This is a genomic window from Kluyvera genomosp. 1, assembly GCF_001266615.1.
Taxonomy (GTDB): domain Bacteria; phylum Pseudomonadota; class Gammaproteobacteria; order Enterobacterales; family Enterobacteriaceae; genus Kluyvera; species Kluyvera cryocrescens_A.
Window position 1 is genome coordinate 1 of record NZ_LGHZ01000018.1, and the last position, 24,033, is coordinate 24,033.

At 55.7% G+C, this 24,033-nt stretch carries 22 protein-coding genes; 8 read left to right on the plus strand and 14 right to left on the minus strand.

From position 1 onward, the window contains the following. Positions 1-156 precede the first annotated feature (156 nt). Positions 157-1,476: an aspartate aminotransferase family protein gene (locus KP80_RS11335; protein WP_419772955.1), complete on the minus strand. Its 1,320-nt coding sequence runs from the start codon at positions 1,474-1,476 to the stop codon at positions 157-159. Positions 1,477-1,656: 180 nt separating this feature from the next. Between KP80_RS11335 and KP80_RS11340 the strand changes: the two genes are divergently transcribed. Next, entirely contained in the window at positions 1,657-2,421 is a 765-nt protein-coding gene (locus tag KP80_RS11340; RefSeq protein WP_052283753.1) for an SDR family NAD(P)-dependent oxidoreductase, read from the plus strand. A gap of 199 nt (positions 2,422-2,620) precedes the next feature. On the opposite strand, the gene KP80_RS11345 is transcribed toward KP80_RS11340, so the two are convergent. The 4 genes from KP80_RS11345 to KP80_RS11360 are packed head-to-tail and all read right to left on the minus strand — an operon-like array spanning position 2,621 to position 5,597. Beyond that, entirely contained in the window at positions 2,621-3,382 is a 762-nt protein-coding gene (locus tag KP80_RS11345) for an amino acid ABC transporter ATP-binding protein (protein ID WP_052283754.1), read from the minus strand. Continuing rightward, a complete protein-coding gene (locus KP80_RS11350) occupies positions 3,375-4,040 on the minus strand; it encodes an amino acid ABC transporter permease (protein WP_052283755.1) in 666 nt (221 codons plus the stop codon). Before KP80_RS11350 ends, KP80_RS11345 begins: the two co-directional genes overlap by 8 nt. A gap of 15 nt (positions 4,041-4,055) precedes the next feature. Beyond that, positions 4,056-4,697, minus strand: coding sequence for an amino acid ABC transporter permease (locus KP80_RS11355; RefSeq protein ID WP_052283756.1), 642 nt, complete (start codon positions 4,695-4,697; stop codon positions 4,056-4,058). Between the two features lie 48 nt (positions 4,698-4,745). Further along, entirely contained in the window at positions 4,746-5,597 is an 852-nt protein-coding gene (locus tag KP80_RS11360) for a transporter substrate-binding domain-containing protein (protein WP_052283757.1), read from the minus strand. Between the two features lie 231 nt (positions 5,598-5,828). Between KP80_RS11360 and KP80_RS11365 the strand changes: the two genes are divergently transcribed. Beyond that, a complete protein-coding gene (locus KP80_RS11365) occupies positions 5,829-7,292 on the plus strand; it encodes a PLP-dependent aminotransferase family protein (protein WP_052283758.1) in 1,464 nt (487 codons plus the stop codon). Here the strand turns inward: KP80_RS11365 and KP80_RS11370 are convergent. The 3 genes from KP80_RS11370 to KP80_RS11380 are packed head-to-tail and all read right to left on the minus strand — an operon-like array spanning position 7,289 to position 14,239. Beyond that, positions 7,289-10,384 (minus strand): efflux RND transporter permease subunit, encoded by a 3,096-nt coding sequence (locus KP80_RS11370; protein WP_052283759.1) that lies wholly within the window; start codon positions 10,382-10,384, stop codon positions 7,289-7,291. The two genes, KP80_RS11365 and KP80_RS11370, sit on opposite strands and share 4 nt — an antisense overlap. A gap of 13 nt (positions 10,385-10,397) precedes the next feature. Further along, positions 10,398-11,468, minus strand: coding sequence for an efflux RND transporter periplasmic adaptor subunit (locus KP80_RS11375; RefSeq protein ID WP_052283760.1), 1,071 nt, complete (start codon positions 11,466-11,468; stop codon positions 10,398-10,400). Between the two features lie 56 nt (positions 11,469-11,524). Then, positions 11,525-14,239: a cation-transporting P-type ATPase gene (locus KP80_RS11380; RefSeq protein ID WP_156315651.1), complete on the minus strand. Its 2,715-nt coding sequence runs from the start codon at positions 14,237-14,239 to the stop codon at positions 11,525-11,527. Positions 14,240-14,755: 516 nt separating this feature from the next. Here KP80_RS11380 and KP80_RS11385 point away from each other — a divergent pair. Next, positions 14,756-15,004 carry a DUF1158 domain-containing protein gene (locus tag KP80_RS11385; protein WP_052283762.1) on the plus strand — a complete coding sequence of 83 codons (249 nt, stop codon included), beginning with the start codon at positions 14,756-14,758 and terminating at the stop codon, positions 15,002-15,004. A gap of 57 nt (positions 15,005-15,061) precedes the next feature. Here KP80_RS11385 and KP80_RS11390 read toward each other — a convergent pair whose 3' ends face one another. Both KP80_RS11390 and KP80_RS11395 read right to left on the minus strand, forming a co-directional pair. Next, on the minus strand, positions 15,062-15,409 hold the full coding sequence (locus KP80_RS11390) for a RamA family antibiotic efflux transcriptional regulator (RefSeq protein ID WP_052283763.1): 348 nt from the start codon (positions 15,407-15,409) through the stop codon (positions 15,062-15,064). A gap of 33 nt (positions 15,410-15,442) precedes the next feature. After that, positions 15,443-16,543 (minus strand): MBL fold metallo-hydrolase, encoded by a 1,101-nt coding sequence (locus tag KP80_RS11395; protein WP_052283764.1) that lies wholly within the window; start codon positions 16,541-16,543, stop codon positions 15,443-15,445. Between the two features lie 190 nt (positions 16,544-16,733). Here KP80_RS11395 and KP80_RS11400 point away from each other — a divergent pair, with 190 nt between their 5' ends. From KP80_RS11400 to nfsB, 3 genes are all read left to right on the plus strand, one after another. Then, positions 16,734-17,309 (plus strand): TetR/AcrR family transcriptional regulator, encoded by a 576-nt coding sequence (locus KP80_RS11400; RefSeq protein WP_052283765.1) that lies wholly within the window; start codon positions 16,734-16,736, stop codon positions 17,307-17,309. After that, positions 17,309-17,677 (plus strand): MmcQ/YjbR family DNA-binding protein, encoded by a 369-nt coding sequence (locus KP80_RS11405; RefSeq protein WP_052283766.1) that lies wholly within the window; start codon positions 17,309-17,311, stop codon positions 17,675-17,677. The genes KP80_RS11400 and KP80_RS11405 overlap by 1 nt, the downstream gene beginning before the upstream one ends. A 121-nt stretch (positions 17,678-17,798) precedes the next feature. Next, a complete protein-coding gene (gene nfsB / locus KP80_RS11410; protein ID WP_052283767.1) occupies positions 17,799-18,452 on the plus strand; it encodes an oxygen-insensitive NAD(P)H nitroreductase in 654 nt (217 codons plus the stop codon). 45 nt (positions 18,453-18,497) lie between these two features. On the opposite strand, the gene KP80_RS11415 is transcribed toward nfsB, so the two are convergent. The 3 genes from KP80_RS11415 to KP80_RS11425 form a co-directional block, all read right to left on the minus strand. After that, on the minus strand, positions 18,498-18,785 hold the full coding sequence (locus KP80_RS11415; protein WP_082221737.1) for a helix-turn-helix domain-containing protein: 288 nt from the start codon (positions 18,783-18,785) through the stop codon (positions 18,498-18,500). Continuing rightward, a complete protein-coding gene (locus KP80_RS11420; RefSeq protein ID WP_052283942.1) occupies positions 18,766-19,095 on the minus strand; it encodes a type II toxin-antitoxin system RelE/ParE family toxin in 330 nt (109 codons plus the stop codon). The genes KP80_RS11415 and KP80_RS11420 overlap by 20 nt, the downstream gene beginning before the upstream one ends. A gap of 174 nt (positions 19,096-19,269) precedes the next feature. After that, on the minus strand, positions 19,270-20,133 hold the full coding sequence (locus tag KP80_RS11425; protein WP_052283768.1) for a helix-turn-helix transcriptional regulator: 864 nt from the start codon (positions 20,131-20,133) through the stop codon (positions 19,270-19,272). A 107-nt stretch (positions 20,134-20,240) separates the two neighbouring features. On the opposite strand from KP80_RS11425, the gene KP80_RS11430 reads away from it, so the two are divergent. Further along, positions 20,241-21,674, plus strand: a complete 1,434-nt coding sequence (locus KP80_RS11430) for an MFS transporter (RefSeq protein WP_052283769.1) — start codon at positions 20,241-20,243, stop codon at positions 21,672-21,674. Positions 21,675-21,798: 124 nt separating this feature from the next. Beyond that, positions 21,799-23,046, plus strand: a complete 1,248-nt coding sequence (locus tag KP80_RS11435) for a mechanosensitive ion channel family protein (protein WP_052283770.1) — start codon at positions 21,799-21,801, stop codon at positions 23,044-23,046. Here KP80_RS11435 and KP80_RS11440 read toward each other — a convergent pair whose 3' ends face one another. Then, positions 23,047-24,027: a LacI family DNA-binding transcriptional regulator gene (locus KP80_RS11440; protein WP_052283771.1), complete on the minus strand. Its 981-nt coding sequence runs from the start codon at positions 24,025-24,027 to the stop codon at positions 23,047-23,049. Positions 24,028-24,033: the final 6 nt, after the last annotated feature.

Consider the following 24,033-nt stretch of genomic DNA (forward strand, 5'->3'; position numbering starts at 1 on the left):
AGCACCGATTTCGCTGCGGGGCCGCGGGGATTGCTAAGGGGGGCGCGGCGCCCCCCTTAGCCCGTTCACAGGTACAGATGTTTCATATTCTACAAAACACAAGGTGAACGGAATTGTTGCTTAAACAGCATGATAATTAATCGGGCTTTTTGCCCATCACGACTTCGCTAAATGCGCAAAATTCCCCAGCACGCTCCCCAAAATCCCCAACCCTTTTTGCACCTGCTCAGCGGTGATCGTACATGGCGGCACCACGTGAATGCGGTTTTCCACCACAAAACTCAGCAGCCCGGCTTCGGTTAGCGCCCCTTTGATTTCCGCCATGTCGCCTGCCGCTAGCGGCGTTTTTTGGGTCTTGTCGCTGACCAATTCCAGCGCCTGGAACACCCCGCGACCGCGCACTTCGCCCACCAGAGCCGACGATGCCGCCAGCGACTCCAGCCCCTGACGCAGCGCACCGTTGCCGATAGCCGCAGCATTTTCAACGATACGTTCTTCTTTCATGGTATCCAGTGTGGCAACAATCGCCGCCATCGCCAGCGGGTGCCCCGAATAGGTCAAACCACCGGCAAAGAAGTGATCGTCAAAGTAACGAGCGATCGCCTCGCTAATGATCACGCCACCCGCCGGAACGTACCCTGCGTTAACACCTTTGGCGAAAGTGATCAGATCCGGCACGATCCCATCTTGTTCAAAAGCAAACCAGCTGCCGGTACGGCCAAAACCGGCCATCACTTCATCAAGGATCAGGATGATACCAAATTCATCCGCCAGCGCCCGAACCCCTTTCATATAGCCTTCCGGCGGCACCAGAATCCCGGCGGTTCCAGGGATAGACTCCAGCAAAATCGCCGCGATCGATTTCGGACCTTCGCATTCGATCATCCGCCGCAGATGGGCCAGCGCACGGGCGCACTCTTCCTGCTCGGTGGTTGCGTTAAACTCGCTGCGGTAGAGGTACGGGTTAAAAAAGTGCACGTGGCCGCGCGAGTACTCGTTCGGCACACGACGCCAGTCGCCGGTGGCCGCAATCGCGCTGCCGGTGTTGCCGTGATAAGAGCGGTAGGCCGACAGCACTTTGTCACGTCCGGTATACAGTCGCGCCATACGAATTGCGTTCTCGTTGGCATCAGCGCCGGCGTTGGTGAAGAACACCTTGCTAAACCCTTCCGGCGCGAGATCAATAATACGTTTCGCCGCTTCGCCGCGCGCCAGGTTGGCGGTGGCAGGAGCAATGGTCACCAGTGATTCCAGCTGTGCCTTCATCGCTGCCAGCACTTTCGGATGCTGATATCCCAGATTGACGTTCACCAGTTGACTGCTGAAATCAAGATAGGTTTTCCCTTCGTAGTCCCACAGTTCACACCCTTTTGCCCCAGCAATCACCAGCGGGTTAAGGTTGCCCTGCATCGTCCAGGAATGAAAAACATACTCTCTGTCCAGTTGGCGTACCGCTTTATTATTCAACTCTGTCATGGTCATTCCTCGCATACCGTTGGCTGTGACTCATCATGTCGTCGGCGAAAAAGAAAGTGATAGAGCCAGTGTAGTCTTGCCGCTGTGACACCGGTGTCACATCGCCGTGCGCAGACTGTCCCTCGGCAGGTTAGCCCTCGGTTTTTATAGTGAGATACACAACCTGCACAGGAGAGCACAATGCAAAATCGTAAAGTGGTATTTATTACCGGGGCAACCTCCGGCTTTGGAGAAGCGGCAGCGCATGTTTTTGCTCGCGCAGGCTGGTCGCTGGTGCTAAGCGGCCGTCGTCTGGCCCGACTTGAGGCTTTACAGGCCGAGCTGGCATCGCTCGTGCCGGTATATGTAATGGAGCTGGACGTACGCGATAGCGACGCCGTGGCATCAGCCGTTGCCGCACTGCCCGCAGAATTTGCCGATGTCACCACGCTCATCAACAATGCCGGGCTGGCGCTGGCACCGCAGCCAGCGCAAAAGGTAGATCTAAAAGACTGGCATACGATGATTGACACCAATGTGACCGGGCTGGTAAACGTCACCCACGCCCTATTACCGACGCTGGTTCGCCATGGGGCCGGAGCCAGTATTATTAATATTGGTTCGATTGCCGGGCAATGGCCGTATCCAGGCAGCCACGTCTACGGCGCAAGCAAAGCATTTGTGAAGCAGTTTAGCTATAACCTGCGCTGCGACCTGTTAGGAACAGGCGTACGCGTCACCGACCTCGCACCGGGGATTGCCGAAACAGAATTTACGCTAGTGCGTACCAAGGGCGACCAGGCCGCGTCCGATGCGCTTTATCGCGGCACTACGCCGCTGTCGGCGCTCGATATTGCCGAGCAGATGTTTTATATCGCCACGCTGCCAGATCATATGAACATTAACCGCGTCGAAGTGATGCCGGTACGCCAGGCCTGGCAGTCGTTTGCGATTGATAGAGATTGAGTTTGCTGAGGACACATCCCCTCACCCTAACCCTCTCCCCACTGGGGAGAGGGGACCGTTCGGCGTGGTTTATTGAGCCTGGAGTCTCGGCCTGACGGCCTTTTTTTGATTGATAATGGTTAGGTTCGTCATACCCCCTCTCCCTTCCAGGGAGAGGGCCGGGGTGAGGGGCAAATCAACACTCCCCCTCAAAACGCACTTACCGGCTACTTTGCAAAAACTGTTTCACCCTTTCCGACTTCGGCTGAGTAAAGAAGATCTCCGGCGGCGCCTTCTCAATCAAGATGCCTTTCTCCAGAAACACCACTTCATTCGATACCTGTCGCGCGAATTCCATTTCATGGGTGACGACAACCATGGTGTAGCCCTCCGCAGCCAGCGATTTCATCACGCTCAACACTTCATTTACACGTTCGGGATCGAGCGCCGACGTCGGTTCATCAAACAACAACACCTCCGGCGACATCGCCAGCGAGCGCGCAATCGCGACCCGTTGTTTCTGGCCGCCGGAAAGCGTTATCGGATAAGCATCGGCTTTATGATCCATGCCCACTTTGGTCAACTGCTGGCGGGCAATTTCCCGCGCCTCATCGCGCTTCATCCCCTTCACATGCAACAGCGCCTCCATCACGTTTTGCTCAACGGTCAGGTGCGGCCACAGATTAAAGCTCTGGAACACCATCCCTACCCGCTCGCGGATTTTCGACAAATCGCGATGCGACATCGCCTTACCGGAACGGTCATCGACGCCAATACGCTGCCCGCCAATGTGAATCTCCCCGCGGTCGGGCTGTTCAAGCCAGTTCATACAGCGCAGCAGCGTCGATTTTCCCGAGCCGGAAGAACCCAGAATGCTCACCACCGTCCCCTTTTCCACCGTCAAATTAATATCGCGCAGCACTTCCACGTTATCGAACTGCTTGGAGACATTTTTGACGCTAACCGCCGTGATATCAGACATGGCTCATTCCTCTCTTGGCGCTATAAACAGTCAACCGTTTCACCAGCAGTTCAAGAACAATGCTGATGGCCCAATACAGCGCAATGGCGACAATAAAGGCGTTAAACGGAATGAAATAGGTTGCCTGCACGCTGTTCGCGGCGGCGGTAATTTCCTGCACGGTGATAATGCTCAGAAATGCGGTGTCTTTCAGGCAAATAATTAACTGATTGCCCAACAGCGGCAGTGCGGAAGAGAAAATATTCGGTAGAACAATGCGGCGAAATAGGGTGTAGCGAGAGAACCCCTGCACCACCGCAGCTTCGATATAGCCATTGGAGAATACCCGCCGTTGGCTACGAAGAATCTCAAAGAAATAGGCCCCATGATAAATAATGAGTGCCAATAACCCGGCGGTCCACGCTTCCAGACTGATTCCCAACTCGGGCAACCCGTAATACAGAAGATAGGCCAGGATCAAAAATGGCACGGCGCGCATCAGATTCACAAAGCCCATAATCAGGTTATTCAGCACGCGCTTTTGATACTCGGTGATATAGCACAGCAGCGTGCCAATAAATAAGCCACAGACAGCGGCGATAATAAACAACTCTAAGGTCGCCAATAGCCCGGCGATAAAGTTATCGTGCTCGGCCCAGATAATTGCCCATTGATTCATCGTTCCTCCCGGGACTTAGCGCGCCAGTCGTTTTGCTTTACGTTCTGCCAGGCTTTGCAGTTTCAGCAGCAGGCCAATAATCACCACATACAGCAGCCCTGCCGCCAGAATGGGCGACAACGGCTCATAGGTCACGGAGGCAATACGGTTGGTGACGCGAGTGAGATCTACCACGCCAATCACCGCTATCGCCGGGCTGCCTTTGATTAAAAAGGACATCTCATTTACCAGCGCCGGTAGGCTCTCCAGCCACATTTGTGGCAGCATGATGTAACGGAAATAGGGCCAGCGCCGCATCCCTACCGACTCCGCCGCTTCACGCTGTTCACGGGGAAACGTGCGAAACGCATTACGCCAAATTTCCGCATTGAACGCCGAAGTATTGAGCGTCAGTGCCACAATTGCCGCCACTGTTTTATCGAGGTTAATGCCAACGGTCGGCAGTGATAAAAACAGAAACAGCACCAGCGTCACCAGCGGCGTGGCGCGAGCGAGGCTAATATAGACCACCAAAATTTGATCGATAACCGGGATTTTCATCATTCGCACAAAGGCGATAAGCAGCCCAATCACTACGCCGAAAGCGATGGCGATGGCGGAAATCCAGAGGGTCGTCCATGCGCCTTCAAACAGTAACTGCCATGCGATTGAGTCCATGTTGCCCTCCTTTTAAATCAAACGGGCTGCGGTTTCCCGCAGCCATAATTACTGCCCAGCTAACTTGTGAAACTGCGCGGCGCTGGTGATAGGCTCGGTCGGCAGGTCATCGTAGGTCTCGCCAAACCATTTTTTCTGCAGTGCTGCCAACTGGCCGGTTTCGCGCATGTGGTTGGTAAATTTGGTCATATAAGCCAACAGCTCTGGTGAGTTTTTCGGAATGGGCCACGCCATGTAGCCAGGTCCGGAAACCGCCAGCCCTTTGGCAAAGACTTTCGGCTTGGCTTTGACCAGGTCATTAACAGAGATCACCACGTTAATGACGTAGTCGAGGCGCTTATTGGCTAAATCGGCGTAGGCTTCCGGGTAGGAAGGGTATTCCACTACCGGCCCCAGCTTGCCGCCGGTTTTTTCAATCATTGCTTTCAGTTCAGGTAAACGGGCTAATAATGCGCTGCCCGCCTGGAGGCCTACTTTCTTACCGCTTAAATCGGCAATAGTATTTAATGAAGTGTCGCCCGCACGCTTAACAAAATAGTGCTGAGCCGACGCCCATGGCGGAGTAAAATTAAACACATTAAGGCGCTCATCGGTAACGACGGCACCAGTTAACGCCATATCGTACTGCCCGGTAGACACCGCCGCTAATAATCCGGTCCACGGTAAAATACTTTGCGTGACGTTAAATTTGGCGTATTCACGCAGCGCCGCCAGCATATCCTTGTTAAATCCGTCGGCATTGCCATTATTCATAAAGTTAAACGGCGCATAATCATCCTCGGTTGCCACTTTTAAAGTTCCGGACTTTTCAATTTCTGGTAAATCGGCCGCAGCCACCTGCAAAGAAAAGGTCATCGCCATCACGGCGGCCAGATAATACGAACCCATCGTTTTTTTCATCGTGTGACCCCTGTTTAAATGCCCGATACGTGAATTCCAGATGCCCTGGAAGCATTGCAAGATATGTGCCGACAGCGGCAAAGTGAGGCAGTCGCTGGTGACGTTTTTACTGTAGGGAGACTTTTTGCATTCTGAATAGAGCCAGTTTTCGCGCGCCGTTGTGTCAGACGATTTCAGGCTGGTACAAAAATTGCTGAATGCTAAGAAAGCGAATACTGGAAGGAGCAGCGTATGATTCGGCACTTACTGCACGTGGATTTTGACCATCAGCGCGGTTTACAAGAGCAGGTGCGTGAGTCGCTGGTGAACGCCATTTTAGGCGGTATTTTTCCTGCCGACACGCCGCTGCCCTCGTGTCGCCAGCTGGCAAGCCAGCTTCAGGTTTCACGCAATACCACCGCGCTGGTGTTTGAAAGCCTGGTCAACGAAGGCTACCTGATTAGCCGTCCGCGCAGCGGATATTACCTGCATCCGGACTATTGCGCACCGCGCCTTAGCAGCGCTGCCCCTGCACCCATCGACGGAGAACGTGCACCATCATGGGGCAAACGGCTCAACATCACGCCAAGCCAGCAGGAGTCTATTTTGAAGCCCGCTGGCTGGATGAATTATCGCTACCCGTTTATCTACGGCCAACCGGATACCCGTCAGTTCCCGTTGGCCAGCTGGCGTTCGGCTGCTAACTGGCTGCACGGTGGCGCGCGCGATCCGGCCTGGGTGGTCGACCATATCGATCAGGACGTGCCGATGCTGATTGAGCAGATTCGTACTCGCGTGCTGCCCAAGCGCGGCATTGTCGCCGCACCCGATGAAATCCTGATAACCCTGGGCTCGCAAAACGCGCTGTATCTGCTCACCCGCCTGTTGATGTCGCGGCAGACTCGCATCGGCGTGGAGAACCCCGGTTTTCGCGAGGCCATCAACACCTTCATGCTCGGCGAAAGCCAGATTGTGCCGCACCCGGTTGATGAGCAGGGCATCGTGCTGAATGATTCACCGTGCGATTACTACTATGTGACGCCGGGACATCAAGTGCCGACCGGCGTCACCATGAGTAAAGCCCGCCGCAGCCAGCTGCTGAGCTACGCGGCGCAGCACGATGCGGTGATTATTGAAGATGATTACGATTCGGAGAGTAATTTCCAGGCCAATCCGCTGCCGGCACTGAAAGCCAGCGACTGCAGCGGACGGGTTGTCTACGTCAGCAGCTTGTCAAAGGCGCTGTCGCCAGGGCTGCGATTGGGATTTATGGTCGCCGATCCAGATTTAATTGATGAAGCGCGAGCGCTACGCCGTCTGGTATACCGGCACCCGCCGACCAATATTCAATATCAGATGGCGCATTTCCTGGCGCAAGGGCACTACGAAACCCATCTGCGGCGCTACCGTGACGACTCCGCGCGCCGCTGGGAGATGCTCAATAACGCCCTCTCTTCACTGCTGCCAGAGTGCCAACTGCTGCCCGGTAGCGAACACGCTAACGCCTTCTGGCTACGCACAGCGCCGCATATCAGCACCCAACAGCTCACGTGGCGGGCGGCGCATACCGGGGTGTTGATTGAACCCGGCGCGCGGCATTTTCTTGATGCCGCACCACCGGATAATTTTTTCCGCATGGGTTTCCACGCTATCAACCCCGACGCCATTGCGCCGGGGGTCGATGTGCTACGTCATCAGCTCGCGCAGATGGGTTAGCCCGCCCGGCGGTGCGCCCACTCACGCAGCCGCTGGAACAGTACGTACAGCGAGGGGATAAACAGGATGCCAATCACCGTCGCCACCAGCATTCCGCTGAACACCGTGGTCCCGATGATGCGGCGGCTCTGCGCCCCGGCGCCAGTGGAGAACATCATCGGCATGATACCGATAATAAACGACACCGCCGTCATCATGACCGCGCGGAAGCGGCGAGTCGCCCCCTCACGCGCCGCATCGACAATCGACAACCCGGACTGGCGGCGCTCGCGGGCAAACTCAACGATAAGAATCGCGTTTTTCGCCGCCAGGGCTATCAATAGCACCAGCCCTATCTGCACGTACACATCGTTGGCGTAGCCCGCAACCCACAGCCACAGCAGTGCGCCGCCGATAGCGAACAGCACCGAGAGCATGACGCTTGCCGGCAGCGTCCAGCTTTCATACTGGGCAACGAGGAACAACCACGCCATCGCCACCGCCGCCAGCACAATCCATATTGCCTGATTGCCGGTCTGCTGCTCCTGCCAGGAAAGGCCGCTCCACGCGTAGTCGTAGCCTTGCGGCAGGTGTTCGGCCAACAGCGATTCCATGTGCGCCATCGCTGTTCGGCTGCTGACGCCCTCTGCTGCCGAACCGCTCACCGACACTGACGGGAACTGGTTGTACTGCTGGACAAACGGCGCGCCAACGGTCGGCGTGATGGTCACCAGGTTACTCAGACGCACGAGCTCATCGTGGTTGCTGCGCACAAACAGCTCGCTGATTTGCTCTGCACGCTCGCGCCACTGCATCTCATTTTGCATCACCACGTGGTAGACGCGGTTGTTGACGCTAAAATCTCCAGCGCGCGCGCCGCCAAAGGCCGTTTGCAGGCTGTTGAAAATGCGCGATACCGGCACATCCAGACGCGCCGCCTGGTCGCGATCGACCGTTAACGTCAGCTGTGGCACGTTGCTGCTCCAGGTCGTAAAGACGCGGCTCAGCTGCGGATGCTGGTTAGCTTTCATCAAGATCCCGCGGGTCACCTGCTCAAGCTCTGCGGAAGATTGCCCGGCCTGTGCCAGAATGCGCAGGTCGAACCCTGCCGCGCTGCCAAGCCCAGGCAGAGTCGGTGGCGCAAACAGCATAATCGTGGCTTCCGGCAGCGCATGAAGCTGGCGCTGCAGCTCGCCCATCACCAGGTCCAGCGGCTCACGCTGCGACCAGTCCTTCAGCATCAGCGAAATAAAGCCGCTGTTGGACGCGCTGGTGCCGCTGAGAATGCTAAAACCAGATACCTGAATCACGTCTTCCACTGCCGGGTGAGCGCCCAGAAGCTGACGCGCCTGCGCCATCACCGCTTCAGTGCGTTCAAGCGAGGCCGATTCAGGTAGCTGCACGTTGGCAAAGACGTAGCCCTGGTCTTCCTGTGGCAGGAAGCCTTTTGGCATCGTTGAGAAGCTCCACGCCACCAGAAGCGCGGCAAGCGATGTCGCCGCCACAGCCACCAGCGGACGACGGTTCATCCATCCCACCAGACGGCCGTAGCCATTGCGGGTGGCATCCAGCCCACGGTTAAAACCGCGGAAGAAGGCCGCGGGTTTCGGCGGACGCGGACGCAGCAGCAGTGCGCAGAGCGCTGGCGTCAAGGTGAGCGCCACGATGCTCGACAGCGTCACCGCCGTGGAAAGCGTGACCGCAAATTGACGATACAGCTCACCGACGATCCCCGGCAGCATCGCCACCGGCACAAACACCGCCAGCAGCACCAGCGTGGTGGCAATAACCGGCCCGGCAATCTGGCGCAGCGCCAGTGCGGTCGCCTCGGTACGGCTTAAGCCCTCTGCCATATGCCCTTCCACGCTTTCAACCACCACAATGGCATCATCCACCACCATGGTCAGTGCCAGAATAATGGCAAACAGACTCAAGGTATTGGCGCTGTAGCCAAGCACATAAAGCACCGCAAACGTGCCCACCAGCGAAACCGGAATCGCCAGCGCTACAATCAGCGTGGCACGCAGGCTTTGCAGGAACAGAGAGACAACCGCCACCACGGCCAGCAGAGTGAGTGCCAGCGACGTGCCTATTTCTTTAATCGTGGCCGAGACAAAACGGGTGGTATCAAATTTGACCTCCCATTTGAGGTCTGCCGGGAAGCGGGTTTGCAGGCGCGTCAGCTCGGCGCGGACGGCGCTCGCCACCTGTAGCGCATTGGCGGTCGGCGTCGGGTAAATCCCCATATAGGCCGAATCCACGCCGTTGAGCTGGGCGCTGGAATTATAGCTACGCGCACCGAGTTCAATATTCGCCACGTCGGCGAGGCGAACCAGTTGCCCCTGCGTTCCACTGCGAACCACAATCCGGCCAAACTCATCGGCCTCAGTCAGGCGCCCTAACCCATTAATGGTCAGGGTCTGCTGCTGGCCGTTAAACACCGGCGGCGTACCAATCTGTCCGGCAGCCCCCTGCACGTGCTGCTCGCTCAGCGCTTTGGCAATATCATCGCTGGTAATATTCAGCGCATTCATACGATCAGGACGCAGCCAGATACGCATGCTGTAATCGCGCGCACCAAACATTTGCACCTGGCCCACGCCCGGCAGACGCGCCAGCGCTTCGCGAATTTGCGTGCTGGCATAGTTGCTCACTGCCAGCGGCGGCATCGTCCCATTTGGCGAGTAGAGGCTCACCCCCATCAGCAGGTTGCTGGCCCGCTTACGCACCTGCACGCCATTTTGCTGTACCACGGAAGGCAACTGAGCCACCGCCTGCGCCACGCGGTTTTGCACATCAATCGCCGCCATATCCGGATCGGTGCCGGCGGCAAAGGTCAGATTAAGGCTATAGCCGCCGTCGTCAGAGCTGGTCGACTCCATATACAGCATCTGGTCAACGCCGTTTAGCTGCGTTTCCAGCGGCGCGGCAATGGCCTGCGCCACGTCCTGCGCGCTGGCACCCGGCCAGCTGGCGCTGACGTTAACCGCCGGTGGGGTAATTTGTGGATACTGCTCCACCGGAATAAGCTTCAGCGCCACGGCGCCGACAAAGGTCATCAGTAGCGCAATAACCATGGCAAAACGTGGACGACGGATAAAGAACGTCAGCATCCTGTCTCCTTAATTAATTCAGCAGCTGAACGGCCGCGCCGCTGGTCAGGCGCTGTGCGCCTTCAGTGACCACGCGTTCGCCCGCGCTTAAGCCTTTTGCGACGGCGAAAAATTGGCCCTGCTGGCCACCGAGCTCAAGCCGACGCTGGTCAGCGGTATTTTCCGCCGTCAGCACCCAGCTAAAGTAACCCTGTGCATCTTGCTGGACCGCGGCGACAGGGATCATCACGCTGTCATTGAGCGCCTGCGGGCGCAGCGTCACGTTGACGTTGCCGCCCGGCAGTAGCCGGTGCTGCGGGTTAGCAAACTCAGCGCGCACCGCCACGCTTGCGGTGCGGGCATCAATACGGTTATCCACCGAGGTCAACACGCCCTCTTCACGCTGGCCATCAAGCGTGATCTGCGCCAGCCATGCGGCCTTCAGTGCGCGAATATCGGTATGCTGTCCGGCTTTGCTGTAGAACGCAGACTCATCCAGCGCAAAGCTTACGCGCACCGGATCAAGTTGGACGACCTCCACCAGCACGCCGCTGGCGGCATTCACCAGGCTGCCAACGTGAAAGGCGCTGTGCCCTACGCGGCCGCTGACCGGTGAGGTGATACGGGTGTAATCGAGGGTGATTTGCTGCGCACTCACGCGGGCTTTTGCCTGCTCCACAGCGGCGGCGGCCACATCGCGCTGCATCTGCGCAGTATCCACATCGTTACGGCTGATCGACTGATTGGTCTTCAGGCTCTGATAGCGGGACAGCAACTGCTGCGCCTGACGCAGCGAAGCCTGGGCGCTTTTTAACTCGGCTTGAGCTAATGCCAGTGACGCACGCGGCTGCGCATCGTCAAGGGTAAACAGCAGATCGCCTTTTTTAATGTCCTGGCCGTCCTGGAAGTGACGCTGCACGATGGTGCCTTCGGTACGCGCGCGGATATCCACCGCGTGAATGGCCTCAACGCGACCTGGCAGTTGACGCTCAACCGCATGCGGCGAGCGCTCAACGGTGGCAGTGCGCACCGGTGCCGAGGCAGAAGCGAGCGTGCAGTAAGCCAGCCCGCAGGCCAATAAGGCAAAGCGGAGTGTTGTTTTCATCGGGAAGTCCTTGCAGGGAAAGCGCCCCTCTGCACAGGCAGAGGGGCAACTGATGACTATGCGGTTTTACGGAAGCGGCGGGTCAGGCGTTTTTCAACTTCTACCACCAGGAACATGGCAGCGCCAATCACCAGCGTGATACCCCAGTAGCGCAGCGGCAGTGCTTCAGTGCCGAACAGCGTCTGCATCAGTGGCAGGTAGATGATGGCCAACTGCAGCAGAAGCAGTACGCCGGTCACAAGCCAAATGCCTTTGTTCTTCAGCAGGCCGCTGTTCAGGGAGAAGCGGTCGCTGCTGCGGCAGTTAATCATGTAGACCCACTGCGCGGTGACCAGCATCTGCAGCAGCACGGTGCGGATAAACTCGGCGCTGTGGCCACGCGGTGCCAGCCAGGCTTCGAGAATGAACGCAGCAATGGCAATCATCGAGCCCACAAAAGCAACGCGCCACACAGCAAAGGCATCCATCACGTGCTGGCCGGTTTTACGCGGCGGACGGTTCATCACATTACGCTCGGCGGCTTCAAAAGCCAGACCGAAAGAGAGCGTGGCGGAGGTCGCCATGTTCATCCACAGAATCAGTACCGGCGTCAGCGGGATAATGTTGCCCGCCAGCAGCGCGATGATGATCAACAGCCCCTGCGCCAGGTTGGTTGGCATGATGAACAAAATGGTCTTCTTCAGGTTGTCATAAACGCGACGCCCTTCTTTTACCGAGCTGGCGATGGTCGCGAAGTTATCATCGGTCAGTACCATGTCCGCGGCCTCTTTGGTCACCTCGGTACCTTTGATGCCCATGGCGATACCAACGTCAGCCTGACGCAGCGCCGGAGCGTCGTTGACGCCATCGCCGGTCATCCCCACGATTTCACCGCTATCCTGCAGCGCTTTGACCAGACGCAGCTTATGCTCCGGGCTGGTACGCGCAAAGATGTCATACTCTACCGCCGCTTTGGCAAGCTCGGCGTCATCCATGTGCTCCAACTGGTAGCCGGTCATGGCTTCGCTGCTGTTGCGGATCCCCAGCATCTGGCCAATGCTCATTGCCGTTTGCGGGTGATCGCCGGTGATCATCTTCACGCGGATCCCCGCAGTCTGACAGGTGTGGATGGCTTCCACCGCTTCCGGACGCGGCGGATCCATCATCCCGGCTATACCGAGGAAGATAAGCCCGTCCTGCAAGTCGCTATGGTCGAGGGTTTTCTGACCCGGGTTAGCAGGCTTGGTTGCCGCCGCCACCATGCGCAGCCCCTGGCTGGCAAAGCGCGCCATTTCGGACTCCCAGTAGCTACGGTCAAATGGCATCACTCCGCGCGAAGTCTGCTGCTTCTGGCACAGTGCGAACAGCACATCCGGGGCACCGGTGACCATCACCGTCTCCTGCTCGTCGAGCTGGAAGTGGGTCGCCATATATTTGTACTGTGAATCAAATGGGATCTTAGCAATCAGTTGAGTGCGCAACTGTTCGAGATTAGCCTTCGCCGCCAGTACCTTCAGCGCGCCTTCGGTTGGACCGCCGGTAATACCCCAGTGGCCCTGCGCATCTTGAATCAGCTGGCTGTCATTACACAGGTCGATAGTGCGCAGATAGGTTTCCAGCACGGTATAAGGCTGTACTTTTACCGCCGTGTCACTGCCTTCCAGATAGATGTTACCGTGCGGCTCGTAGCTGTTGCCGTCCACGCGGTAGCAGCTGTCGGCGGTGATAATCGCCTTCACCGTCATTTCATTCATGGTCAGGGTGCCGGTTTTATCCGAGCAGACCACGGTCATTGCCCCAAGGGTTTCAACGGTTGGCAGCTTGCGAATAATCGCCCGCTTACGCGCCATAGCCTGAACGCCCAGTGACAGAATGATAGAGATAATGGCCGGTAAACCTTCCGGTACTGCAGCAACCGCCAGGCTAATCAGCGACAGCAGCAGCTCGCCGAGTGGAATATCACGCAGCAGCATACTGAAGACAAACAGCGCGGCCATCATCGCCAGAATAATGGCGAAGATCGCTTTACCGAGCTTGTCCATCTGTACCAGCAACGGCGTACGGTGCTTTTCAATACCCGCCATCATCTGGTTAATGTGGCCCAGTTCAGTCTCCTGGCCGATTGCAACCACCACGCCTTTACCACCACCTGCGCTCACCGTCGTACCAGAGAAGAGCATGTTGGTACGATCGCCCAGCGAGAGTTCACCGTGTAGGGCATCGGTGTGTTTATCCACGACGGTAGACTCGCCGGTCAGAATAGCTTCTTCCACGCGCAGGTTATGCGCTTCAATCAGACGCATGTCCGCCGGAATACGGTCACCGGCGCGCAGTACCACGATATCGCCCGGTACCAGTTCGGTGGTCGCCACCGTCATATGGTTACCATCGCGAATCACCTGCGCATCGCTGGAGAGCATATTGCGAATGCTTTTCAGCGATTTCTCCGCATTGCTTTCCTGGATATGGCCGATCAGGGCGTTAATCACGGTTACGCCGAGGATCACGGCGGTATCCACCCAGTGACCCATCACCGCGGTGAGCGCGGCGGCAGCCAGAAGCACGTAGATCAGGACATCATTAAAGTGGGCGAGGAAACGCAGCCACGCTGGCTTGCCTTTCTTTTCCGGCAGCGCATTCGGGCCATAGATATGCTGACGCTTTTCCGCGTCGCTGGCGTTAAGCCCCTCGGGCTGGCTATTCATCTGCGACAACACTTTCTGCGCAGAGAGCTGATAAGCGTGCTCTTGCGGGTCACGACCCGCGTGCGGCACATTCTGAGAGTTCATCATTTTAGACAAAGTTACGTTTCCTTTTAAATTCCTGCTAACGGAAAGCCTGAATTCACTTTCTGGCCAAGGCGTCGTCGTTAAATAATATTTTTAAGTTTAAAAGATAATTGTTTAGTCACAATTTCTTTTGCTCTATAAATTTCAAAACGACATTAAGTTGATTTGCTGAATATAATATTACAGAATGTTCCTAAACCCCATCTAAACGAGGTCATTATGTTCGGAATCTACAGAGGACGCCGTCTGGCGCTGTACATAGCCCTAGCTATCGTGGTTGCTACGCTGATTGGATACAGTACTTATACTTTTGTAAAAATATTATCGTAAGCATGACGTTAATTTACGAATTAATAATTTAATTTAATCCTGATTATTATTTAACTTTATTTGTACGAATATTATCGTAGGGATTGTTATTTATTTCATTTAGCCAAATTAACATTATTTAAATTAGAAACATTGCGTTCCATTAAAAATTACCGGACAATAATATTTTTAACTAAAGATTAACATCGCATGAAGCATCCGCTTGAATCTCTGATGACCGCCGCCGGTATTTTATTAATGGCGTTTCTCTCGTGCCTGCTGCTGCCAGCCCCCTCGCTGGGACTGACGCTCGCGCAAAATCTGGTGGAAACCTTCCACTTTATGGACTTGAGCCAGCTCTATACCGTTCTGTTCTGCGTATGGTTTCTGGCGCTGGGAACGGTGGAGTACCTGTTGATGCGCTACGTGTGGCGGCGGTGGTTTTCACTCGCGGACTGAAGGCGGGACTCGTCCCTCATCACCCCAGCCTGCTCCCTGGCTGGGCAAGGGCGCAGTTCAATGCGCCCGTGGACGATGGTTTTCTTTACGGTAAGCTCCCGGCGACTGATTAAACGTGCGGGTAAAAATACGCGTAAAGGTCTGCTGGGAATCAAACCCATACTTAAGACAAATGTCATAAACCTTTTGATCGGTCGTACACAGCTCGTCCGCCGCCAGATTTAGCTTACGCGTACGGATGTAGCGGCCCAGGCTCTCCCCTTTATGCTGTAAGAAAATGCGCTGTAGATGCCATTTTGAGTAGCCCGCCCGGCGGGCAATTTCATCTATACGCAACGGTTGATGCAGATTGTTGTCAATCCATTCGACCAGTGTGTCGATCACCTGAGTGGCTAATTCGGTCATACACCCCTCCCCTCGTTTAACGACAGCCGGTGGTTATTCCCACCAGGCCCGAAATGTTTGCGTTGCATCGGCAGGCCACACCGGCTCACCCTGCATCGGCGTCAGCAGCCGATACGCTTTGTCTTTAGATGCCTGAGCCAACCGTTTGTACGGGTCGTCCCAGGTGTGTTTCGCCAGTACGAAGCGCCCAGCATGGCCCGGCAGCACGCGCTCGGCGTTGAGATCCACCGCTGCCTGCGCAGTCTGTTCCGGCATCATGTGGATGTAGCGCCAATCCTGGTCATACTGACCGTCTTCGAGAATGGCGATATCTACCTTGCCAAACTGTTCACCAATGGCTTTGAAGTGCGGGCCATAGCCGCTGTCGCCGCTGTAGTAAATCTTCTGCGTTGGCGTGACGAACATAAAGCTCGCCCACAGCGTCTGGTTACGCTTCAGACCACGCCCGGAGAAATGACGCGCCGGCAGCACGTGCACGCTCAGCGCATCGCTAATGGTGACGCTTTGCTGCCAATCTGCCTCAGTGATGAGTTCATCTTTCATTCCCCAATAACGCAGGTGTGAACCGACGCCCAGCGGCACCACGGCACGTTTGATTTTCGGCATCAGCCCTTTGATGGTGGCATAGTCGAGATGGTCGTAGTGATCATGCGAGATAATCAACAGATCGATATCCGGCATATTGGCCGCCTGCCACGGATAGTTGCCGTCGAACGCTTTATTTAAAAACGCAAACGGCGCGGCGTAGCTGCTAAATACCGGATCGATCAGGATGCGCTTACCGGAGAGCTGCAGATACCACGATGAATGGCCGAGCCAAATCATGGTATCGGTCGCGAGCGGCAGACTGGCGAGATCGGTCGGGACCAGCGGCAGCGGCTGCTGAGGACGGGCATTCTCACGCTTGACGGTTAAAAACTCCCACAGCGCGACCACCATATTTTTATCGCTGCTGAAACCTGGCGTCGGCAGCGTGTTTTGAAACTCCCCATCACGGTAGTTTGGTGAACGCTCAATCAGGCTTTTCTCGGCGCCCTGCGGGGCCTGTCCGAAACCGGCGTTGAGAACAAAAGGTAAACTTGCTGCACTGGCAATAAGCATGATGGCAACCACACTGATGATAAGACGTTTCATGTCCTGACCTGAGACCGGCTTCATCCAGGAAGCCACACGAAAAAAGTTGATTATGAGTGAGTAGGCACTCATTATAGAAAGGAGTGGAAAAAATCGTCAAGCAATTTTCAAAATTTGACAATCGACGTTGAAGTCTCCGGCCTCAACATGTTTCAATCTCATTTTTTTACAGTCAGAGAGGTAAAGTGTAGTGGCTCGTCCGAAGAGTGAAGATAAAAAACAAGCGTTACTGGAAGCCGCCACCAGCGCCATTGCTCAATCGGGGATAGCCGCCTCGACCGCAACAATCGCACGCAGCGCCGGGGTTGCTGAAGGCACACTGTTTCGCTATTTCCCCACCAAAGACGACCTGCTGAACGCACTTTATCTGCATTTGAAAAGCGACCTATGCCAGGCGATGCTTGCCGGGCTGGTTGAGAACGTCTCACCAAAAGAGTTTACTCACAACATCTGGAACAGCTACATCGACTGGGGCGTGCGCAATCCCACCGGTCACCACGCGATTCGCCGCATGGCGGTGAGCGAAAAGATCACCGACGAAACCATCGAACAGGTACGTGCCATGTTCCCGGAGCTACAAAAGCTCTGCCAGCGTTCGGTGCGCGCGGTGTTTATGTCCGATGATTTCCGCGCTTTTGGCGACGCGCTCTTTTTATCGCTTGCTGAAGCGACCATTGAATTTGCCAGCCGCGAACCGCAGCGCGCCGATAAACTGAAAGCGTTGGGCTTCGAAGCCATGTGGCTGGCGCTGGCTGAAGGTGACTAATGGACGGTAAAACCCTGCACGCGTGCGCACACGAGTTCGCACTCACCCTGCCCTTTTCTGATATTTATTGGCCATTTGGGCCGGAATATGACGTTTTCACCGTCGAGGGAAAAATGTTTATGCTCAAAGCCTACCTTCGCGGCGAGCCGATCATCAATCTGAAGGTTGATCCCGAGCAATCGCTGCTGCATCAGGCGATCTATCCGCATATCAAACCGGGCTATCACATGAACAAAAAGCACTGGATTTCGGTCTATCCCGGCGAAGAGATCACCGTCGATCTATTGAATAGCCTGATTGAAGATTCGTGGAATCTGGTGGTCAACAAGCTGCCTAAGCGCGTCCAGCAGCGAGTGCGCCCGGTTTGATTTTACGTTCAATGCGATAAGTGTTATCGCATTGAACGCCTTCTCATTTATGAATCAGCGCGGTACCCTTCTGTGATTCAACGCACCGATTGGCGGTGCCTTTCATCATTCAGGAGTGTTTATGGATATCGTATCCGTTGCTTTAGCGCGCTATTCCACCAAGGCTTTCGACGCCAGCAAAAAACTGACCGCTGAGCAGGCAGCCAATCTGAAAACGCTGCTGCGCTATAGCCCGTCCAGCACCAACTCCCAGCCATGGCACTTTATCGTCGCCAGCACCGATGAAGGCAAGGCGCGCGTGGCGAAATCCGCGGCGGGTGGTTACGTATTCAACGAACGCAAAATGCTGGATGCTTCCCACGTCGTCGTCTTCTGTGCCAAAACTGCCATTGATGATGCCTGGCTGGAAAAAGTGGTCGATCAGGAAGATGCCGATGGCCGTTTCGCCACCCCAGAAGCCAAAGCCGCTAATCATAAGGGCCGTACCTTCTTCGCCGATCTGCACCGTAAAGAACGTCATGATGACGATCAGTGGGCTGCCCGTCAGACCTACCTGAACGTGGGCAACTTCCTGCTCGCCATGGGCGCGATGGGTCTGGACGCGGTGCCAATTGAAGGTTTTGATTCAGAGATTCTGGACGCCGAATTTGGCCTGAAAGAGAAAGGCTTCACTAGCCTTGTGGTTGTGCCTGTCGGCCATCACAGCGTGGAAGACTTCAACAAAGCGCTGCCAAAATCCCGTCTGCCGGAAGCCACGGTAATCACAGAGATCTGATTGAGTTCAGCCCTTCCCGGCCGAGCAAAGCGACGCCGGGAAAGTTTAGTACAGAACGATCTGCGGATGCTTCACGCCGCAGGCCAGCGCATAGCGCGTCAGCGTATCCAGACTCGCGCGGGTTACGTTAGCCTCCATTCTCGATACTGTTGGGGCACTCACGCCCATTCTTGTTGCCACCTGCGCACGGGTAAGACCCGCATGGTTGCGCCATTGAGCCAACATCTCACGCAGCCGTTCACGCCGCTCCTCGGCATTGAATGCCGCCAGAACATCGGGCTGAGCCAGCATTTCCGTTTTCAGCGCATCCCAATCAATAACCTTCTTGCTCATCTCGCATCTCCTGTAGCCGCTTTAGCGCCAGACGGATCTCTGCTGGAGGTGTCTTTGGCGTTTTTTTCACAAATACGCGTAGCAAGAAAATCGTCTCATTTCTCTGGAACACATAGATACCCCGACTTTGAATTCCCCCTAATGTCCGGATCTCAAAAAGTCCCGGGGAGAGAGGCTTGCTGTCAGGCTCCCGTAAAGCGGTGGGGTTAAGCCGGAGTTTCTCGATCTTAGCAATCATTTTTGCCTGAACCGACGCGGGCAGGGCCAGCAGCTCACCCTTGACATCCGCATGAACCACTATTCTGAACACGATTTTCGCCTCTGAAATATTAGCACATAAGGCAAATTGCATTAAAGGCTAATTCACCATTCACACATGATTTTATGCGTACTGGCGATAACGTTCAGATTCAATCATCAATAGCGGAAAGCGGATCGTAAAACAGCGCCCGGCCGAGCAAAGCGACGCCGGGAGATTCCCTCTCTACAGTTTCGCCAGCACCGCCTCCCCCGCTTCATCCACCGGTAAATAGACCAGCAGCCGCGAGCCATTACGCGGCGCGGAGTACCAGTACATCTGCTGGAGCTGAAAATCGCCGAATTCAGGGTGATGGAAATTCTTAATCTGATTTTCGACGCCGCGCACCTCATGGCACTTATGCCATAGCGCCTCAAACTCAGCGGAGGCCGCGAAGAAGCGGGCGAGCTTGTTTTCCCACGCGGATTCCCCCCGGTGATCGGCCATCGCAGCGCGAAAATAGGAGACAAAGGTGGTGAGAACATCGCGATTCGCCAGCCGACTGCGCCAACCGGGATGGGTCAGATAGAGATAGATACAGTTGCGGTCATCTTCCGGGATAGTGGCAAAATCAACGCCCATCAGCCGACAAAAGGCATCATTCCACGCCACAATATCAAAATTGGGTTTCTGGATGCTGGCGGGCTGGGGCAGCAGACTATCCAACATGCGCCGCGCACCGGGGCTGATGCCTTCACACTGGGAAACATGAGTGTCCTCAAGCGGCGTTAACCCTGCCAGCACAAATAAGTGCCGTGTCTCCAGCGGGCTGCATTGCAGCGCCTCGGCGACGGCCTGCATCACCGCCACCGATGGATTTACCTCTCGCCCCTGTTCAAGCCAGGTGTACCATGTCACCCCTACATCCGCCAACATCGCCACCTCTTCACGACGCAGCCCAGGCGTGCGCCGCCGACCACTCCGCGGCAGCCCTAGTCGCTGCGGGTCGAGGCTTTCCCGACGCGCCCGCAAAAACGTACCAAGCTGCTTACGACTATCGTCCAATCGCGAGAGGGAAGTGTCTATTTCACTGTGGCTGATGAGGCTCATGATATCTCCAGCATGGTAGCGTCAGTACCAGTATAACCAGGAACTGGTACCCGTTTATCTAATCAGCGATGCTACGGCCAATCGCTGAATGACGCAATGGAGTCACCATGAAAACGTCTGCTATTTCCCCCGATCGCGCAGGGCTGTTCCTGCTGCTAACCGGCCTGATGTTGCCGCAAATCGACACCTCAATCACCAATGTCGCCCTCGACTCAATCACTGCGTCGCTGCACGCCAGCGCCACCCAGCTCGAGCTTATCGTGGCTCTCTACGGCGTGGCGTTCGCCGTATGCCTGGCGATGGGTAGCAAGCTCGGCGACAACTACGGCCGCCGCCGTCTGTTTATGTGGGGGGTGGCAATTTTCAGCCTCGCTTCGCTGCTGTGCGGCCTGGCTAACTCGATTAGCGCGTTGCTGGCCGCACGGACCTTGCAGGGTGCTGGGGCGGCGCTGATTGTGCCGCAAATTCTCGCCACTCTGCACGTGACGCTGAAAGGCACTGCGCATGCCCGCGCCATCAGTCTCTACGGTGGTATCGGCGGCGTTTCATTTATTGTCGGCCAGATGTGCGGCGGTTGGCTGGTTTCAGCGGATATCGCCGGTCTCGGCTGGCGTAACGCTTTTTTCATCAACGTGCCAATTGGCCTGCTGGTGTTGGCCTTTAGCCGCCGCTATGTGCCGGAAACCCGTCGCGATGGACATGCCCGCATCGATTGGCAGGGTACGCTAAGTCTGGGGCTGGTTCTCTGCTGCCTGCTGTTCCCAATGGCGCTGGGCCCGGAATTACACTGGCCGTGGTCTCTGCGCCTGATGCTGCTGGCGATTATTCCCCTGCTGCTGTGGATGCGTGCCAGCGCCCTGCGTAAAGAGCTGCGCGGTGAACATCCGCTGCTGCCGCCACGGCTACTGAAACTGGCCAGCGTCCGTTTTGGGATGGTCATTGCCCTGCTGTTCTTTAGCGCCTGGTCCGGTTTTATGTTCTGCATGGCGTTGACCATGCAGTCCGGCCTGGGCATGGCACCGTGGCAGTCAGGCAATAGCTTTGTCGCCCTTGGCGTCGCCTATTTCCTGTCGGCGCTGTATGCGCCTAAGCTGATAGCCCGTCATAGCATGGGGAAAATTCTATTGGCCGGGCTGGCAGTGCAGATAAGCGGTTTGTTGTTGCTGATGGAAACCTTCCATCACTATGGTCAAACAACGACCACTCTGGCGCTGGTACCCTCGACGGCGCTGATTGGCTATGGCCAGGCGCTGATTGTGAACTGTTTCTATCGGGTGGGAATGCGCGATATTACCGCCAATGATGCGGGTGCAGGCAGTGCGCTACTCAGCACGCTACAGCAGGCGACGTTGGGCATGGGCCCGGCGGTGTTTGGTTCACTGCTGCTAGCCCTGATGCGCCATCACCACGGCAGCTACCCACAGGCGATGATCGGTTTTCTCGGGGTTGAAGCGGTGATGATGATTCTGCTGGCAATTATCGCCATGAGTCTGCGCCATCATTTGAATCATAGCCCGCACCTTGCCGCCCCATCATCTTAAGAGCTTTTACTTTCTTGCGTTCCAAAGCGGTGAGGCGGAAGCCGCTTTGGGGATAACGTGCGTCGCCGTTTGCATAATATAGCCAGCCTGTCCATTATAGATGGCTGGCTATATAGGAGACGTTATGCAGGAATTGATTACCCAAATCGAAGAAATGGGCATTGAAATAAACCATACCAATTCACTCGTGATTATCTTTGGTATTATTTTTCTCACTGCCATCATTGTCCATCTGATACTTCATCGGTTGGTACTTCGCACCTTTGAAAAACGCGCGCAGGCCAGCAGTCATTTATGGCTGCAGATCATCACGCAGAACAAACTGTTTCACCGCCTGGCCTTTACCCTGCAGGGGATTATTGTCAACGTGCAGGCCGTGTTGTGGCTGCAAAAAGGCAGCGATGCGGCGCAAATATTAACCACCGTCGCGCAACTGTGGGTGATGCTGTATGCCCTGCTGTCATTTTTCTCCCTGCTTGACGTTATTTTTAATCTGTCGCAGAAGCTGTCTGTCGCCTCTCAGCTACCGCTAAAAGGCATATTCCAGGGCGTTAAACTGGTCAGCGCGATTCTGGTCGGCATCCTGATTATTTCCCTGCTTTTAGGGCAATCTCCGGCGATTCTGATAAGCGGTCTTGGGGCGATGGCTGCGGTGTTAATGCTGGTGTTTAAAGACCCGATTCTTGGACTGGTCGCGGGAATTCAGCTTTCCGCCAACGATATGCTCAAGCTCGGCGACTGGCTGGAGATGCCAAAATACGGAGCTGACGGCGCGGTCACCGATATTGGTTTAACCACCGTCAAAGTGCGCAACTGGGATAATACCATCACCACCATTCCGACCTGGTCGTTGGTTTCTGACTCGTTTAAAAACTGGAGCGGGATGTCGGCCTCCGGCGGACGTCGAATTAAGCGCAGCATTAATATCGATACCACCAGCGTCCATTTTCTCGACGAGCAGGAACAGCAGCGTCTAATTCAAGCTCGCCTGTTGAAACCGTATATGGACTCACGCCATGAGGAAATTACGCTGTGGAATCAGCAGCACGGCAGTAATGAGTCTGTGCTCAATCTGCGCAAGATGACCAATATTGGTACCTTCCGCGCCTATCTCAATGAATATCTGCGTAACCATCCACGGATTCGCAAAGATATGACGCTAATGGTGCGTCAGCTGGCACCGGATAATAACGGCCTGCCAATTGAGATATATGCCTTCACCAACACCGTGGTGTGGGCTGAATATGAGAGCATTCAGGCCGATATCTTTGACCATATTTTTGCGGTGGTAGAGGAGTTTGGTTTGCGAATTCATCAATCGCCTACCGGCAATGATATTCGCGCCCTTTCAGGCGCGTTCGGGCAGTCGTAATCAGGCGCTGGCGCGTGAAATAAAGCGCCAGTCGAGCATCACTCTTTCGGTTGGCTCGTCCGGGTTTTCGATTTTGTTTAGCAGCAGCTCGACCGCTTTGGCACCGATCTCTCTCGATGGTTGCTCAACGGTGGTAAGCTGCGGCGAGACCATTTCCGCAAGCTCGGTGCCGTCAAAACCAATCACGGCGATATCCTGCGGCACCTGCAAACCAGCCTGTTCAACGGCGCGCATCGCACCCGCGGCCAGTGAATCCGATACGGCGAATACCGCATCCGGACGTGGGCTCATCGCCAGCAGATTTTTCATCGCCGCCTTCCCGGCCGCCGCACTCAGATCGTTGGCGTATTCCACGGCATCAAACTCTAGCCCCTGCTGTTTCAGCACCGCGTGATATCCCTGTTCACGTAGGCGGGCATATTTATAGCTTAAATCGTGGTTAATCAGGGCAATGCGCTGATGCCCCTGCGCTGTCAGATAACCGACCGCATGCTCAGCAGCATCAACATCGTTGATCCCCACGCAGGAGACCGCGCCCGCATCGGCGTACTCCGCACACTGCACCCACGGCGCATCGCCGATAACGGTGGTCAGTTCAGGCAGCTTGCTAAAGGCGTCCATGGTGATGATGCCATCTACCATTTTACCGGTGAGCAGGCGCAGACCGGATTTGGAACGTTCAATATCGGAACCGGAGTTACACAGCAGGATGCGGTAACCGTTTTTCTCGGCGGCCTCTTCGATTCCCTTCACCACCTCGGCACAAAACGGGTTGGCGATGTTAGACACCATCACCAGAATCATTGAACTACGCGCCGTTCGCAGCTGGCGTGCCAGCAGGTTCGGCTGATAGTTACTCTCTTTTATCGCCTGCAAAACCCGCTCGCGGTTCTTTGCTTTTACCGTGTCGCTGTTATTCAACACGCGCGATACGGTGGCGACTGAAACCCCCGCCAGTTGGGCGATTTTCTGAATTGACATAGCTAC